The sequence below is a fragment of the Nocardioides sp. URHA0020 genome (assembly GCF_000620705.1).
Lineage (GTDB): Bacteria > Actinomycetota > Actinomycetes > Propionibacteriales > Nocardioidaceae > Nocardioides.
In genome coordinates, this window is sequence record NZ_JIAR01000025.1 from 143,065 (window position 1) to 157,900 (window position 14,836).

14 protein-coding genes are annotated in these 14,836 nt (G+C 72.4%); 6 read left to right on the plus strand and 8 right to left on the minus strand.

What is annotated here, in order from left to right; translation table 11 throughout:
• Positions 1–17: 17 nt before the first annotated feature.
• Positions 18–791, minus strand: coding sequence for a DinB family protein (locus N542_RS0100980; protein WP_028642336.1), 774 nt, complete (start codon positions 789–791; stop codon positions 18–20).
• Positions 792–956: 165 nt separating this feature from the next.
• On the opposite strand from N542_RS0100980, the gene N542_RS0100985 reads away from it, so the two are divergent.
• Positions 957–1,352: an SHOCT domain-containing protein gene (locus tag N542_RS0100985; RefSeq protein WP_231482353.1), complete on the plus strand. Its 396-nt coding sequence runs from the start codon at positions 957–959 to the stop codon at positions 1,350–1,352.
• Positions 1,353–1,423: 71 nt separating this feature from the next.
• Here the strand turns inward: N542_RS0100985 and N542_RS0100990 are convergent, their stop codons facing one another.
• Both N542_RS0100990 and N542_RS0100995 read right to left on the minus strand, forming a co-directional pair.
• Positions 1,424–1,714: an SHOCT domain-containing protein gene (locus tag N542_RS0100990; protein ID WP_028642338.1), complete on the minus strand. Its 291-nt coding sequence runs from the start codon at positions 1,712–1,714 to the stop codon at positions 1,424–1,426.
• 11 nt (positions 1,715–1,725) lie between these two features.
• A complete protein-coding gene (locus N542_RS0100995; RefSeq protein ID WP_028642339.1) occupies positions 1,726–2,166 on the minus strand; it encodes a DUF6325 family protein in 441 nt (146 codons plus the stop codon).
• 142 nt (positions 2,167–2,308) lie between these two features.
• On the opposite strand from N542_RS0100995, the gene N542_RS0101000 reads away from it, so the two are divergent.
• The 5 genes from N542_RS0101000 to N542_RS0101020 all read left to right on the plus strand — a co-directional run bounded on the left by N542_RS0101000 (position 2,309) and on the right by N542_RS0101020 (position 7,479).
• The gene (locus N542_RS0101000; RefSeq protein ID WP_051551261.1) at positions 2,309–5,032 is read left to right on the plus strand and encodes a cation-translocating P-type ATPase; all 2,724 of its coding nucleotides are present in this window, start codon (positions 2,309–2,311) and stop codon (positions 5,030–5,032) included.
• Positions 5,029–5,793, plus strand: coding sequence for a hypothetical protein (locus tag N542_RS22800; RefSeq protein WP_051551262.1), 765 nt, complete (start codon positions 5,029–5,031; stop codon positions 5,791–5,793). The genes N542_RS0101000 and N542_RS22800 overlap by 4 nt, the downstream gene beginning before the upstream one ends.
• A gap of 2 nt (positions 5,794–5,795) precedes the next feature.
• Positions 5,796–6,284 (plus strand): DUF1269 domain-containing protein, encoded by a 489-nt coding sequence (locus tag N542_RS0101010; protein ID WP_028642341.1) that lies wholly within the window; start codon positions 5,796–5,798, stop codon positions 6,282–6,284.
• Complete coding sequence (locus tag N542_RS0101015) at positions 6,277–6,771, plus strand: hypothetical protein (protein WP_155992804.1); 495 nt, start codon at positions 6,277–6,279, stop codon at positions 6,769–6,771. Before N542_RS0101010 ends, N542_RS0101015 begins: the two co-directional genes overlap by 8 nt.
• Before the next feature lie 87 nt (positions 6,772–6,858).
• Positions 6,859–7,479 carry a hypothetical protein gene (locus N542_RS0101020; protein WP_028642343.1) on the plus strand — a complete coding sequence of 207 codons (621 nt, stop codon included), beginning with the start codon at positions 6,859–6,861 and terminating at the stop codon, positions 7,477–7,479.
• Here the strand turns inward: N542_RS0101020 and N542_RS0101025 are convergent.
• The 5 genes from N542_RS0101025 to N542_RS0101045 all read right to left on the minus strand — a co-directional run bounded on the left by N542_RS0101025 (position 7,452) and on the right by N542_RS0101045 (position 14,805).
• Positions 7,452–10,145, minus strand: coding sequence for a LuxR C-terminal-related transcriptional regulator (locus N542_RS0101025; protein WP_028642344.1), 2,694 nt, complete (start codon positions 10,143–10,145; stop codon positions 7,452–7,454). The two genes, N542_RS0101020 and N542_RS0101025, sit on opposite strands and share 28 nt — an antisense overlap.
• 179 nt (positions 10,146–10,324) lie before the next feature.
• Positions 10,325–12,592, minus strand: a complete 2,268-nt coding sequence (gene katG / locus N542_RS0101030; protein ID WP_028642345.1) for a catalase/peroxidase HPI — start codon at positions 12,590–12,592, stop codon at positions 10,325–10,327.
• A gap of 34 nt (positions 12,593–12,626) precedes the next feature.
• On the minus strand, positions 12,627–13,061 hold the full coding sequence (locus tag N542_RS0101035; RefSeq protein ID WP_028642346.1) for a Fur family transcriptional regulator: 435 nt from the start codon (positions 13,059–13,061) through the stop codon (positions 12,627–12,629).
• A gap of 63 nt (positions 13,062–13,124) precedes the next feature.
• Entirely contained in the window at positions 13,125–14,537 is a 1,413-nt protein-coding gene (locus N542_RS0101040; protein ID WP_231482356.1) for a flotillin family protein, read from the minus strand.
• Between the two features lie 31 nt (positions 14,538–14,568).
• Positions 14,569–14,805, minus strand: coding sequence for a hypothetical protein (locus N542_RS0101045; protein WP_036505908.1), 237 nt, complete (start codon positions 14,803–14,805; stop codon positions 14,569–14,571).
• Positions 14,806–14,836 lie beyond the last annotated feature (31 nt).

Here is a 14,836-nt window from a genome sequence, read left to right on the forward strand (position 1 = left end):
GTTCTCGTTGCGCGATGCTAGCGGTCAGGGGTGACCGTCACCACAGCGCTGGCCCGCTCCTCCAGGACCGCGAGGTCGCGCTCGGCGAAGCGGCGGTGCTCCCACTCCTCGCTGAGGACGGCACCGAGGCACCGGCGTACGGGGTGGCTCACGCGCTCCGGGTAGCCCGGGTCCAGCACGGGCTCCGTCATGGCGTCGAGCCGCTCGTCGCTCAGCTCGGCGATGACGGCGCCGACCGTGGCCATCCGGTCCGCCCGAATCGCCAGCACCTCGTCGAGGCCGGGGCGCGCGTCGAGGTCGCGCGGCAGGCCCAGGGAGGGGTCCATCTCGGAGTGCGGCAGGCCGAGGGGGTGGTAGGGCGCCGGCTCGCCGAGCAGCGCGCGGAGCACCCACGCATCGGTCGCCATCACCAGGTGCCGCAGGGTCTCGATGAAGGACCACTCCTCGTCGACGCGCTCGTGCACCAGGTCGGGCGGCAGCCGTCGGGCTCGCTCGACCGTCTCGGCCCAGCGCTGCTCGATGATCGGCCAGGCGACCCGGAAGCCGTCGGCGTCCTCAGGTCGCATCAACGGCCGCTCGGGGTCGAGCCGGTCCATCTCGGCCAGCACGAACGGCATGACGTCGACGCCGTTGACGACGAGGGCGCCGAACGCCCCGTCGAGCTCGAGCCGGTCGGCCCACGCGCCGCGCAGGAGCGCGCCGCTCAGGTTGACGTCGCTGAACCGGCTCCCGCTCAGGTCGACGGTCCTGAAGCGGGATCCGGTCAGGTCACGGTCGCTGAGCTCCACCATGTCCGCAGCGTGCCACGACCCACCGACGGTCGGCGCTCACCGGCTTCCACCCTGCCCGGGGTGGTGCCCGCCCACCCCGGCGGTGCCCACGCTGGGCCCAGGCTGCCGTCGACCCGACGGCACGCTGCAGCGGAGCGCCGCTGCGACTTTGCCAGGAGGTTCACCGTGGTCACCGTGTTGGAGTACACCCCCGGGGACGTCTTCCTCAGCATGCTGTGGTTCTTCCTCTTCTTCATCTGGATCTGGCTGCTGATCGGCGTCTTCGGCGACATCTTCCGCAGCGACGACCTGGGAGGCTGGGGCAAGGCTCTGTGGACGCTCTTCGTGATCGTGCTGCCCTACCTGGGCGTGTTCGTCTACCTGATCGCGCGCGGTCACCGGATGGGTGAGCACGCCGTCCAGGACGCCTCTCTCCGGGACCAGCAGATGCGCTCCTACGTCCAGAGCGTGGCGGGGTCGCCCAGCACCGCGGGCGAGATCCAGAGCCTCGCCGACCTCCGGGACGCCGGCACCATCAGCGAGGCGGAGTTCCAGCAGGGCAAGGCCAAGCTGCTGGCCTGACGTCCGGCAGGCACGTGCAACGGCCCCCCTCGCGCCAGGCGCGAGGGGGGCCGTTGCACGTCGTACGTCGCTCAGAGCCCGGCCAGCGCCTTCGCCTTCTGCGCCTCGAACTCGGCGTCGGTCAGGATGCCCTGGTCGCGCAGCGCCCCGAGCTTCTGGAGCGTCTCGATCAGGTCGTCCGAGTCCGTCGCCGCCGGCGGCGGCGGGGGCGGCGGGGGGGCGTACTGCTGCGGAGGCTGCTGGTAGGCCTGGGCCTCCTGTGCCTGCCAGCGCCCCGCCTGGCGGCGCGACACCCGGTTGGACACCGCCGTCGCGGTGCCCGCGACGACGGCCGTGCGGGCCATTCCACCGATCAGTCCCATGTCAGTCTCCTTCAGGCTTCCGCGGTCTCGAGCGCGTCGAGGGCGGTGATGACGTCCTCGGCCGGGATCCGCCCGCTGGCGATGACCTCGGCTCCGACATTGCGCATGGCGGTGACGAAGGGTCCCGCCCAGGTGTTCTCGTAGAGCAGCACGGCGACGGCGTTGCCCGGCTGCACGAGCGCCGCGCTCTGGGCGACGTCGGCGTCGTCGAGCAGGCCCGAGCGGGCGCCCTCGAACACCGCCAGGTCGAGCACCCCGTCGCCGTCGAGGTCGGAGAGCGCCACCACGGTGAAGCTGCCGTCCTCGGCCACGACAGCCGCCACCAGGTCCAGGATCCGGATGATCCCGCGATCGGTGAGGTCGAGGAGCGCTGCCAGGCCCTCGCCCTCCATCCGCGCCCCCGGGAACTCCAGGGCGAGATAGTCGATGGGTCCTACGTCCAGCTGGGTCATCGGGTCCTCCTAGGCCGACTCCATCGGTGTGATGTGGTCGAGATCGAGTGCTGTGCCGCCACGGTCACACGAGGGTGGGTGGTTCGACCCCACCCCGCCGCGGGTGAGGCGCGACCACCCGTGCGGTCATGACGATCGGGGCATGACGAACGGCGTGCAGCTTGCCACCGCGGCGCCGCGCAGCGACCCGGTCTCCGCCACGGCGGAGGCGGTCGCCGCGGGGCTCGGGGTCGACGTGGCCCAGGGGCTCAGCGCGGCCGAGGCCGGCTCACGGCTGGCGTCGCTCGGGCCGAACGCCCTGGCCGCGGGCACCAGGGAGCCGGGGTGGCGGGCGTTCCTGCGGCAGTACGAGGACTTCATGCAGCTGGTGCTGCTGGCCGCGGCGCTGGTCAACCAGCTCGTCACCCAGGACACCGGCACGACGGTGGTCCTCGCCGGGCTGACGGTGTTCAACGCCGTCATCGGACTGCGGCAGGAGGCCAAGGCGGAGGAGAGCGTCCAGGCACTCTCCCAGATGATGAAGACCATCGCCCGGGTCCGGCGCGACGGGCAGGCGGTCGAGATCGACGCCGTGGACCTGGTGCCCGGGGACGTCGTGCTCGTCGAGGCGGGCAACCGGGTGCCGGCCGACGGCCGGGTGTCGCTGGCCGCGAACCTCGAGATCGAGGAGGCGGCCCTCACCGGGGAGAGCCTCCCGGTGGGCAAGACCGCCGACCCGGTGCCCGGGAGCGACATCCCTCTCGGCGACCGGGTCTGCATGGCCTACATGAACACGTCGGTCACGCGCGGGCGCGGCGAGCTGATCGTGACGGCGACCGGGATGGACACCGAGATCGGCCACATCGCCGACATGCTGGCCCACACCGAGACCAGCAAAACGCCGCTGCAGAAGCAGCTCGACTCCCTGTCGAAGATCATCGCGTCCATCGCGGCGGTCGCCCTGGTGGCCGTGGTGCTGCTCGGCCTGGCCCAGGGCGAGTCGTTCGACACCCTCTTCATCACCGGCGTCGCCCTCGCGGTCGCCGCGATCCCGACCGGCCTCCCCGCCGTCGTCACCGCCCTGCTCTCGATGGGCACGCGTGAGATCGCCCGACGCAACGCGATCGTCAAGCGGCTCCCGGCGGTGGAGACGCTCGGGTCGACGTCGGCGATCTGCTCGGACAAGACCGGCACGCTGACGCTGAACAAGATGACGGCGCGCGAGCTGGTGATCCCCGGCCACAACCGCTACACCGTCTCGGGCGAGGGCTACGGCACCGTCGGGCAGATCAGCCACGTCGGCGGCCAGCGTCACGACCTGGACCCCTACCTGCTGCCGATGGTGCTCTGCGCCGACGCCGTGCTCGACGGCGAGGCCCTGATCGGCGACCCCACCGAGGGCGCCCTGATCGTGCTCGGCGCGAAGGGTGGACTCGACATCACCGAGACGCGGGCCGCGCTGCCCCGCATCGCGGAGGTGCCCTTCGACTCCGACTACAAGTTCATGGCGACCTTCCACGAGATGACCGCCGAGGACGGCCGTCCGGTGGTGCGGTGCTACGTCAAGGGCGCCCCGGACGTGCTGATCGCGCGGGCCACGACCTTCCGGGACCCGGACGGGACCCTGGTGCCGATCACCGACGACAACCGGCACCTCGCGCTGGAGGCCAACGACCGGATCGCGAACGCCGGTGAGCGCGTCATGGTCGTCGCGTCCCGGGACTTCGAGGCCGGCACGATCCGGCCCGGCAACGACCTGATCGGCGCCGTGCAGGACCTGACGCTCCTGGCCATGGTCGGCATCGTCGACCCGCCCCGTCCGGAGGCGAGGGACGCCATCGCGGAGTGCCGCGACGCGGGGATCCGGGTGCGGATGATCACCGGCGACCACGCTGCGACGGCGGCGGCCATCGCCGGTGAGCTCGGCATCGAGGGCAAGGCCATCACCGGCGCGCAGTTCGCCGCGATGAGCGACGAGCAGCTGCTCGGCGAGCTCGACGAGATCGGCGTCGTGGCCCGCGTCGCACCCGAGGACAAGGTCCGCCTGGTCCGGCTGCTCCAGGAGAAGGGCAACGTCGTCGCGATGACCGGCGACGGCGTCAACGACGCGCCCGCGCTCAAGGCCGCCGACATCGGCGTCGCCATGGGCATCACCGGGACCGAGGTCTCCCAGGAGGCCGCGGTGATGATCCTGACCGACGACAACTTCGCGACCATCGTCGGCGCGGTCTCCTACGGGCGCACCCTCTACGACAACCTGCTCAAGTACCTGCGCTTCCAGATGTCCACGCTGGTCGCCTACATCGCGATCTTCATCGGGGCCGGCGTGCTCGGCATCGCAGCGGGCGCACCCCTGAACCCGCTGCAGATCCTCTGGCTCAACATGGTCGTCGACATCCCGCTCGCCATCGCGCTGGGCTTCGACCGGCCCGCACGCGGCCTGATGTCCCGCCCACCCCGACCAGTCGGCGACCCGGTGCTCTCGCGCACGGACTGGGTCCGGCTCTGCGTGCAGGGCGCCGTGATGACCGCCGGCTCGCTCCTGGCCTACCAGATCGGGGACCACCAGGGCGACGCGGTCCTGGCCGCCACGATGCTGTTGACGACGCTCTCGGTCTTCCACCTGCTGGGGGCGCTGCTGAGCCGCGACCAGATCACCACCGTCTTCGACCGGGACTCGCTGCCCGGGGTGCTCCAGCTGCGCCGCTACGCGATCTCGCTGGTCGCCATCGTCGCGATCACCTCGCTCGACCTCCTGCAGCGCATCTTCCACACCACCGGGCTCTCCTTCGACCAGTGGTGCCTGTGCCTCGGTCTCGCGGCCTCACTGGTGGTCGTCGAGGAGGCCGTCAAGCTCGCCATCCGAGCGCGAGGAGTCTGGACATGAGCGCGCTCCCGTCGTACACCGCCGAGCAGCTCACGGGCGTGCTCGCCCTCCTGCCCGACGTGGACTCCGTCGAGCTCAAGCTGAGCGTCGGCGACCAGGACCGCCCCGGGGTGGTCGCGGCGCTGGGCATCGACACCCTCGACGCGCGGGTCCGCCAGGTGGCCTTCATCGACACTCCGGACCTTCGGCTCTCCGCGGCCGGGGTGGTGGTCCGCGCCAGGCGGACGCAGCGCAAGCCGGGTGACGCGACCGTCAAGCTGCGGCCGCTGCTCCCGGACCAGGTGCCCGACGGGCTGCGGGACCAGCCCGGCTTCAAGGTGGAGGTCGACGCCTCACCGGCCGGCTACACCTGCTCGTGCTCCCTCACGGCCGAGGTGCCGGACCACAAGGTCAAGGAGCTGTACGCCGGGACGCGTCCGCTGGCCCGCGTGCTCGGCAAGGCGCAGCTCGCACTGCTCACGGCGCGGCTGCCGGAGGACGTCGGCCTCGAGGACCTGCGCGTCCTCGGCCCGCTCTCGCTGCTGAAGTGCAAGTTCGCGCCGGCCGACCTCCCGCGGCCGATGGTCGCCGAGCTGTGGTTCCTCCCCGACGGCTCCCGCCTGCTGGAGCTGTCGGCGAAGGCCGCGCCGGCGGACGCTTTCCAGGCGGCTGCCGAGACCAAGATCTTCCTGGCCGGTCACGGCGTCGACCTCGCCGTCCCCCAGGAGGCGAAGACCCGGACCGCGCTCGCCGCACTCGCGGCGGCGCTCGACAAGGAGTGATCATGACGACGTTCACCGTGTGGAAGTTCGACGAGCCCGGCGGAGCGCTGCTGGCCGAGTCCGCCCTGAAGTCGGCGGCGGCCGACGGTCTGGTCACCATCGTCGACCACGCGGTCATGACCTGGGAGCCCGACGCCGGCAAGCCCGAGCTCCACCACGAGCACGACGGCCCCAAGCGCGGGGCCGCCTGGGGCGCACTCTGGGGCATCCTCGGCGGGGCGCTGTTCGCCATCCCGGTCGCGGGCCTGGTGCTCGGCGCGGGGGTGGGCGCGCTCGCGAAGGCCACCGCCGGCACCGGCATCACCAAGCAGGACCTCGAGCGGATCCGCACCGAGGTCACCCCGGGGACGTCGGCGCTGTTCCTGGTCACCGACGGCGCCGACCTGGACCGCCTCGGTGAGCGCTTCCACGCCCGCGACAGCCGGCTGATCAGCACCAACCTCACCGAGGCCGAGCGAGAGACCCTGCTGGAGACCTTCGGTGGTGGCTGAGGCCAAGGGTCGCGACCCCCTCGGGCTCCGAGCCGGCGGGGAGGGCACGATCACCGGGACGGTCGTGTGTGCCGCCGCGATCGCCTACTCCGGCGGTCACACCGACTCGGTGGCCGCGCTCTCGGGCGTCATCCTCGGCACCGTCGCCGTGTACTGGATCGCCCACCTGCACGCGGTCACGATCGGGAGCGCCCTGACGCACCGGCACCATCCGCTGGCGGCGTTCGAGCACGCCCTCGGAGAGACCTGGCCGATCGCGGGAGCATCCGTGGTGCCGCTCGCCGTCCTGCTGGCGGCCTCGCTGTTCGGCGCTGACCTCCGGACCGCCGCGTGGATCGCGCTGGGTGCCTCGATCGCGCTGCTGACGGCGTACAGCTATCTGGCCGGCGTCCGCGGAGGGCTCGACACCTGGGGCCGGATCGCGAGCGGGCTCGCCGGCCTCGGCCTCGGGCTCCTCGTCGTCGCGCTCAAGGTCGCCCTGCACTAGACCCACCTTCACCCGTCACGGGGTGGTGCTGGGCCACCCGCGACGCTGCCATCATCGCCATGACAGGACGGACAGGTGGGTGATCGCATGGGTGAGAAGGTGCTGCCGGAGCGTCCGCCCGACCTCGATCTGCTCGAGTACGTCATGGTGTCGGCCGACGCCGTCGCGGGCCTCTCCGACGTGGCCGCCGCGGTCGCCGACACGGTCCACAGCGGGGCGATCCGCGTCGTCGACGCCGTGCTGCTGGTGCGTCCCGGCGGCGGAGCCACGGTGACGGTCGGCGAGCCCTCCGACCACGTCGGGCTGGCACCCCTGCGGGCCGCGGTCGACCCGGCGTCCGGCATCCGCCTCAGCCTGCACGACATCGAGCTCACGTCGATGACCCTGGCCCCCGGCGTCGCGGCGCTCCTGCTGCTCGTGGAGGACCGCTGGGCCGACCGGGTGTCCGCCGCGGCACGCGCCGTCGGCGGCGAGGTCACGGCCGGGGAGCGGATCGGCCGGCGTCGCGCCGAGGCCGCCCTGGGTGACGCCGAGAGCCGGCACGGTGCCGACCTGCTGAGTCGCGGTCCGGTCACGGTGCGAACCGTCGCGTCCGTCGGTGTCGTCGACCAGGCGGCGCAGGTGCGCAACCTGGCGCAGCTGGTCGACCGCGGACTGCTGTCGCTGGAGCAGTACGAGGTTCAGCGTCGCAGGGTGCTCGACGGCTGAGCCGCGCTCCGCAGGCCGGTGAGCGACCGGGCGACCTCCGACGCCTCGGCCCGCGACGCGCAGTCGAGCTTGCGGTAGACCACCTTGAGGTGGAACTTCAGGGTGTTGATCGAGATGTAGAGCTCGTCGGCGATCTCGCGCAGCGTGAGCCGGCTCGGCAGCATCCGGAGCACCTCGAGCTCACGCTCGGTGAGCTGCTCGGCCGGGAGCCGGCCCGGGTGGAGCGGAGCAGGGCCCCCGGAGACCGCGGCCCGGCGCAGCCGGTCCAGCCAGGACACCGGCGCGCGCCAGGCCAGCAGCTCGACCGCCTCGACGACCTCCCGCCCCTCGGAGGCGACCGTCTGGACCATGCCGTGGCCCGACGCGACCCGCACCGCCTCGAGCAGGTGGCGCTCGGCGTCCTCGGGTGCCTCGGTGGCGCGGAAGAGCGTCAGGTCGTGCACCACCCGGTGACGCAGGCAGCGCGGCTCGGCGGACTTCAGCGCGTCGTACGCCGGCCCCCGCTCGCCGGTGGCGAGCAGGATCCGGGCCGAGCCCACGGCCGACCAGAACGGGTCGGAGACCTGGCTCGCCCAGTCCCGGGCGCGCTCGGGGTCCTTCGTGGCCAGCGCCAGCTGGACGCCGACCGTGGCCAGCCAGGAACGGGCGCCCGGACCGGTCAGCTCGGTGTCGACCAGCTCGGCGGCCTCGCCGAAGATGCGACCGGCCGACTCGAGGTCGCCCTCGTCGACGCGCGCACCCACGAGCTGGAGCCGGGCGATCAGGACGCAGTGCGGCGTGGCCTCCAGGCAGTCGACCGAGCTCTCGAGCAGCAGCGGCAGGGCGTCCGTCAGGTTCCCCAGCTCGCGGTGGGCGATCGCCTCGGCGGTCGTGGCCTCGACCCGCAGGATGGACAGGTTCGCCGCCTCGGCGGCCTTGCGGGCACCGGCGACGACCCGCAGGGCGTCGATAGGCCGACCGGCCAGCGCCTCGCCGAGCGCCCGGGTGCCCTGGATGGCGATGCGACGCTCGGGCACGAGGTCGAGCGCGCGCAGGACGGTGCGCGCCTCCGGGCCCGACTCGTCCCACTGCTCCGAGAGCGCTGCGTCGCGCGCGATCATGTTCCACGCGAACGGCCCCAGCGGGTCGAGCCACCACGTCTCGCCGAGCAGCTGCACCGCCGACCGAGCCAGGGAGGCACCGTCGGCCCAGTGCCCGCGCAGCGTCGCCGCGATCGACTGGAGGACCTCGAGACGTGCCAGCAGCGCGGGGGCGAGGTCGAGCTCGTCGCGGACCGACCGGCTGGTCGCGTCGACCAGGGAGGTGAACCGGTGCCGGTCCAGGAGCAGGTGGCACCACGCGTACCGGATCATCGCCTGCACGTCCTCGGCGGCGACGGCGGCGGGGATGGCCGCGATCACGCGCTGGATGGTGCTCTCGTGCCCGCCGTCGTACAGGGCCGGCACCTGCGCAGCGAGCAGCCGCAGCGCCTCGCCCGGCTCGTCGGCGCGCAGCCAGTGGTCGAGGGCGGGGATGGCCTGCCCGTGCGCCTCGTACCACCCCGCCGCCCATCCCTCCAGCCGGCGCAGCCGGTCCGGCGAGCGCTCGGAGAGCACGGCCAGCAGCGCCTCGCGCACCAGTCGGTGGATCTCGTAGCACCCGGTGGGCTCGGTCCACGTCACGAACAGGCCGCGGGACTCCGCCGTGGCGAGCAGCTCGGACGCATCGGGGCGCTCGGCGAGCACCTGGGCCAGGCCCGGGTCGATCCGCTCCACCACCGAGGTCGCCAGCAGCACGTCGACGAGCTCCTCGCTCTCGGCGGCCAGCACCTCGTGCCAGACGTAGTCCGCGAGGCGGCGCCCGCCGTCGCCGGTCTGCGGCAGGTAGCGCACGCCCCGGGCGCGGGCCGAGCGTGCCGTCAGCGCCGCGAGCTGAATGCTCGCCGCCCAGCCACCGGCGTGTGCGGCCGCGTCCCGCGCCTGGTCCTGGCCGAGCTCCGGGACGAGCCGGCCGAGCACTGCGAGCGCCTCGTCCGGGGTGAACCGCAGCTCCGCGAAGTGGACCTCCCCCAGCTGTCCCCGCGCCCGGAGCCGGTGGACCGGCAGCCGCGGCTCGTGGCGGCTGGCGATCACCACGCGCAACCAGGTCGGCAGGTGCTGGACGAAGAGCGCCAGGGAGGAGACGACCACCTCGTCGTCGTCGACCAGCTGCAGGTCGTCGATCACCAGCACCCGCGGGCCGAGGTCGCGCTCCTCGAGCTCGTCGAGCAGCGCGCCGACGGCCGCGGTGAGCTGGCCGCCGCGACGGAACCGGTCGGCCACCGAGACCGCGCAGCCCGGGGCGATGCCCTCCAGGGCAGCCAGGATGCCGCGCCACAGCTGCACCGGGTCGCGGTCCGTCTCGTCGAGGGAGAGCCACGCGTGCGGAAGGTCCAGCCCGGCGACCCAGGTGGCCAAGAGCGAGGTCTTCCCCGAGCCGGCAGGGGCCACGACCAGCGTGACCGCGGCCAAGGTCTCCGGCGCGAGCAGCTGGTGCAGGCGCGGCCGGAGGATGAGGTGCGCCGGGTGGGCGGCGGGTCGCAGCTTCGAGGGGAAGATCGCGGAGCGGGCCGCCGACGACTGGGCGGCCAGCAGGCCGAGTCCGTCGACGTGGGAAGGATCGTGCCGGTCGTGCCGGTCGCGCCCCATGCTGGCTCCTCCGTGAGACCCCAAGAACCCCCCGGTCAGCATCCCAACTCACCCGTTCGGGCGAGTCGCCCGAAACGGGCGAGATGCGCGTCGGGCGACATGCACGGCTGGGCGAAATGCACGGCTGGGCGAAATGCACGAGGGGCCCGCGCAGCGCGCGGGCCCCTCGGGTCGGGAACTCAGGCCAGGTCGAAGCGGTCCGCCTCGACGACCTTGACCCACGCGGCCACGAAGTCGTGGACGAACTTGTCCTTCGCATCGTCGCTCGCGTAGACCTCGGCCAGGGCGCGCAGCTGCGAGTTCGACCCGAAGATCAGGTCGACCGCGGTCGCCGTCCACTTCAGGTCACCGCTCGCGGCGTCGCGGATCTCGTAGACGTTCTCCGCCGACTCCGACGCCTTCCACTGCGTGCCCGGGGCCAGCAGGTTGGCGAAGAAGTCGTTGGTCAGGACACCGGGGCGGTCGGTGAGCACGCCGTGCTGCACCCCGTCGACGTTGGTGCCGAGCGCCCGCAGGCCACCCACCAGCACCGTCATCTCGGGCGCGGAGAGCCCCAGCATGTACGCCCGGTCCACCAGCAGCGTCTCCGGCTGGAGCTTCTCCCCCGCACGCAGGTAGTTGCGGAACCCGTCGGCGCGGGGCTCGAGCACCTTGAAGGAGTCGACGTCGGTCTGCTCCTGCGTCGCGTCGGTCCGCCCGGGGTGGAACGGCACGGTCACCGCGACCCCGGCGTCCGCGGCGGCCTTCTCGACCGCCGCCGAGCCGGCCAGCACGATCAGGTCGGCCAGCGAGACCTGCGCGCCACCGGCCGCGTTGAACTCGCCCCGGACGGCCTCGAGCTGGTCGAGGACCCCGGCGAGCTGCTCGGGCTGGTTGACCGCCCAGCCACGCTGCGGCTCCAGGCGGATCCGGGCGCCGTTCGCGCCACCGCGCTTGTCGGTGGAGCGGAACGACGCGGCCGAGGCCCAGGCGGTCGACACGAGCTGGGAGACCGACAGGCCGGACGCGAGGACCTTCGACTTCAGCGTGGCGACATCCGCATCGGTGACCAGCGGCCCCTCGACCGCCGGCACCGGGTCCTGCCACAGCTGCGGCTCGGGGACCCAGGGACCGAGGTAGCGCTCGACCGGGCCCATGTCACGGTGCAGCAGCTTGTACCAGGCCTTGCCGAACGCCAGCGCGAACTCGTTGGGGTTCTCCAGGAAGCGGCGCGAGATCTTCTCGTACGCCGGGTCGAACCGCAGCGCGAGGTCGCTGGTCAGCATCGTCGGCCTGCGCTTCGGCGAGTCCGCCGCCGGGCCGGGGACGATGTCCTCGGCGTCCTTGGCGACCCACTGGTAGGCGCCGGCCGGGCTCTTGGTCAGCTCCCACTCGTACTTGAAGAGGAACTTGAAGAAGTCGTTGCTCCACCGGGTCGGGGTCGAGGTCCAGGTGACCTCGAGGCCGGAGGTGATGGCGTCGGCGCCCGTGCCGGAGCCGAAGGAGCTCTTCCAGCCCAGGCCCTGCTCCTCGAGCGGCGCCGCCTCGGGCTCCGGGCCGACCAGGTCGGCGTCGCCGGCTCCGTGCGTCTTGCCGAAGGTGTGACCGCCGGCGATGAGGGCGACGGTCTCCTCGTCGTTCATCGCCATCCGGGCGAAGGTGTCGCGGATGTCGCGGGCCGAGGCCAGCGGGTCGGGGTTGCCGTTCGGGCCCTCGGGGTTGACGTAGATGAGGCCCATCTGGACCGCGCCGAGGGTCTCCTCGAGCTCGCGCTCGCCGGCGTAGCGCTCGTCGCCGAGCCAGGTGTCCTCGGGACCCCAGATGATCTCCTCGGGCTCCCAGACGTCCTCGCGGCCGAAGCCGAAGCCGAAGGTCGAGAAGCCCATGTCCTCGAGCGCCACGGTGCCGGCGTACACCAGCAGGTCGGCCCAGGAGATCCGCTGCCCGTGCTTCTGCTTGACCGGCCACAGCAGGCGACGGGCCTTGTCGAGGTTGGCGTTGTCGGGCCAGCTGTTGAGCGGGGCGAACCGCTGGTTGCCCTCGCCCGCCCCACCGCGGCCGTCGTAGATGCGGTAGGTGCCGGCGGCGTGCCAGCTCATCCGGATGAAGAGGCCGCCGTAGTGCCCGAAGTCGGCCGGCCACCAGTCCTGGGAGGTGTTGAGCACGTCGACGACGTCGCGCCGCAGCTCGGCGAGGTCGAGCTTCTTGAACTCCTCGGAGTAGCTGAAGTCGGGGGCCAGCGGAGTGGCCTTCGAGGAGTGCGTGTGCAGCACCGACAGGTCGAGGCTGTTGGGCCACCAGTCCTTGTTGGTGTGCGGCCGGCCGCCGGTCTTCGGCGTCGGGGAGTCGATCGCCGGGTTCTCGCTCTCGCTGCCGTGGGCGGCAGCGGAGCCGTGCGCCACCGGGCAACCGCCCTCGGCCTTGCGGTCAACGCCCTGAGGGCTCTCCGGGGTCTGGCTGTCGCTCATCTGGTTCCTTCCGGACTGTGGTGCTCTGCGGGGATCACTGGGGAGTACGAGCGGCCGCGCACCCGGGGCAGGTGCCCCAGTACACGACCTCCGCCTCGTCGACCACGAAGCCGTGGTCGTCGGAGGCGGTCAGGCAGGGGGTGTGCCCGACGGCGCAGTCGACGTCGGCGATGGCGCCGCACGAGCGACACACCACGTGGTGGTGGTTGTCGTCGACGCGGGACTCGTAGCGCGCGACCGAGCCGGACGGCTGGATCCGGCGGACGAGACCTGCGGCCGTCAGCGTGTGCAGCGAGTCGTAGACCGCCTGGTGGGACACGTCGGGGAGGTCGCCGCGGACGGCGCCGATCACCGACTCCGTGTCGGCGTGCGGGTGCTGGCGCACCGCCCCGAGCACGGCCACCCGGGGCCGCGTCACCCGCAGGCCGGCGCCTCGGAGCAGCTGCTCGAAGTCGTCGGCCAGGGGCATGCCGGCAGTCTTGCGCTCTTTCTTGAACGAGTCAAGAAAGAGCGTGACGAAGGAGGCCGCCGGCTACTGCTGCTCCTCCGGCGCGGCCACCGACACGGGCGCGGCCACCGGCGCGGCCACCGGCACCGGCGCGGAGCCGGTCTCGGTCTGCTCGGACGAGCCGGCGCTGATCGAGGCGATCAGGCTCTGGGCGATGCCGAGTCCAGCGCCCCCCATCGTCATCGCCTTGGCCAGCAGGTCCTCGACACCGTCGCCGCCGTTGAGCACGACCATGTTGTCGACGTTCGCCATGGCCTGAGCGCCGGCGGCCACGATCTCGGGGTAGCGCTCCGCGATGATCTGCGCGATGACGGCGTCCTGGTTCTCGGCGAGCGCGTCGGCACGGGCCTTGATGCCGGCCGCCTCGGCGAGCCCCTTGGCCTTGATGACCTCGGCCTCGGCGTCACCGGTGGCCTTGGTGGCCTCGGCCTGCGCGTTGCCGGTCAGCGTCGTCTGCTGGGCCTCGGCCTGGGCACGCGCGATGGCGGCGTCCCGCTCCGCGTTGGCGATGGTCACCTGGCGGTAGGCCTCCGCGTCCGCCGGCTTGCGGACCTCGGTGTTGAGCACCTTCTCCTGGCGCTGCGCGTCCAGCTCGGCCGCGGCGGTCTCGGCGCGGACGACCTCCTGACGGGCCTGGGCCTGCATGAGAGGGCCGGCCTGCGCCGACTCGGCCTTGGCCTTGTCGACGTCGGCCTGGTAGGCCGCCTGCTCGATCTGGGACTGGCGGACCGCCTCCGCCTTGCGGGCGTCGGCCACCTGCTCGGCCTGGGTCGCCTCCTGGTCGCGCTGCGCGGCCGCGATGCGGGCGGCCGCCTCGATCGCGGCGGCCTGCGGCTTGCCGAGGTTGTTGATGTAGCCGACCTCGTCGTCGATCTCCTGGATCTGCAGCGAGTCGACGATGAGGCCGAGCTTGCCGAGGTCGTCGGCCAGGGACGAGCGGATGGCACTGGTGAGCGACTCGCGGTTGTGCAGCATGTCCTCCACCGAGAGCCCGCCGACGATCGCCCGCAGGTGGCCGGCGAAGAGCTCGTGGATGGTGCCGACCAGGACGTCCTCGGTCTGCTCCAGGAAGCGTCGCGCCGCGTTGGCGATGCTGGACTTGTCGTCGGCGACCTTGAAGACGACGACGCCCTTGACCGTCAGCGGGATCGACTGGTTCGACGGCGCCTTCACGGTCAGCGTCGTGGTGCGCAGGCCGAGGTAGAAGCGGCGCACGGTCTGGAAGCCCGGGATGACGGCGGTGCCGCGACCGACGACGATCTTGAATCCGCGACCGGTGTCTCCCGGCATGTCTGCCGAGCTCTCCCCGTGGGCACCGAGGCCGGAGATGATCAGCGCCTCGTTGGGCTCGGCGACCCGCCACACCAGCTTGAAGGCCAGGACGAGGAAGATCAGCGCGACGACGGCGACGCCGGCGATGGTCAGGAGTGAGATCACGAAAGGGCTCTCTTCAGAGTCGCAGGGTGGGTCACATCGCCGCCGAGACGAAGACGATGCGGGGTTGCGTGTAGGACATGACGCGCACCAGCGTCCCGATCGGGATGGTGTCGGTGCCGATGTACGGGTAGGCGTTGAAGGCCTCGCTGCCGCCGCGGACGGGCAGGATCACCTCGCCCACCAGCCCCGGGCCGACGGTGCCGGTGACCCGGCCCTCCTGGCCGACGACACCGCCGTCGTCGCGGTCCACCGAGGAACGGCGTGCCATGGAGCCTCCGAGTCTGTGGCGTCCGGGACGT

Bases quoted from the DNA above. Each gene is read 5' to 3' on its own strand.
- N542_RS0101045 (WP_036505908.1), bottom strand. From the start codon at position 14,805: ATGGCACGCCGTTCCTCGGTGGACCGCGACGACGGCGGTGTCGTCGGC.
- N542_RS0100995 (WP_028642339.1), bottom strand. From the start codon at position 2,166: ATGACCCAGCTGGACGTAGGACCCATCGACTATCTCGCCCTGGAGTTC.
- N542_RS0101025 (WP_028642344.1), bottom strand. From the start codon at position 10,145: ATGGGGCGCGACCGGCACGACCGGCACGATCCTTCCCACGTCGACGGA.
- N542_RS0100980 (WP_028642336.1), bottom strand. From the start codon at position 791: ATGGTGGAGCTCAGCGACCGTGACCTGACCGGATCCCGCTTCAGGACC.
- N542_RS22800 (WP_051551262.1), top strand. From the start codon at position 5,029: ATGAGCGCGCTCCCGTCGTACACCGCCGAGCAGCTCACGGGCGTGCTC.
- N542_RS0101035 (WP_028642346.1), bottom strand. From the start codon at position 13,061: ATGCCCCTGGCCGACGACTTCGAGCAGCTGCTCCGAGGCGCCGGCCTG.
- N542_RS0101010 (WP_028642341.1), top strand. From the start codon at position 5,796: ATGACGACGTTCACCGTGTGGAAGTTCGACGAGCCCGGCGGAGCGCTG.
- N542_RS0101000 (WP_051551261.1), top strand. From the start codon at position 2,309: ATGACGAACGGCGTGCAGCTTGCCACCGCGGCGCCGCGCAGCGACCCG.
- N542_RS0100990 (WP_028642338.1), bottom strand. From the start codon at position 1,714: ATGGGACTGATCGGTGGAATGGCCCGCACGGCCGTCGTCGCGGGCACC.
- katG (WP_028642345.1), bottom strand. From the start codon at position 12,592: ATGAGCGACAGCCAGACCCCGGAGAGCCCTCAGGGCGTTGACCGCAAG.
- N542_RS0101020 (WP_028642343.1), top strand. From the start codon at position 6,859: ATGGGTGAGAAGGTGCTGCCGGAGCGTCCGCCCGACCTCGATCTGCTC.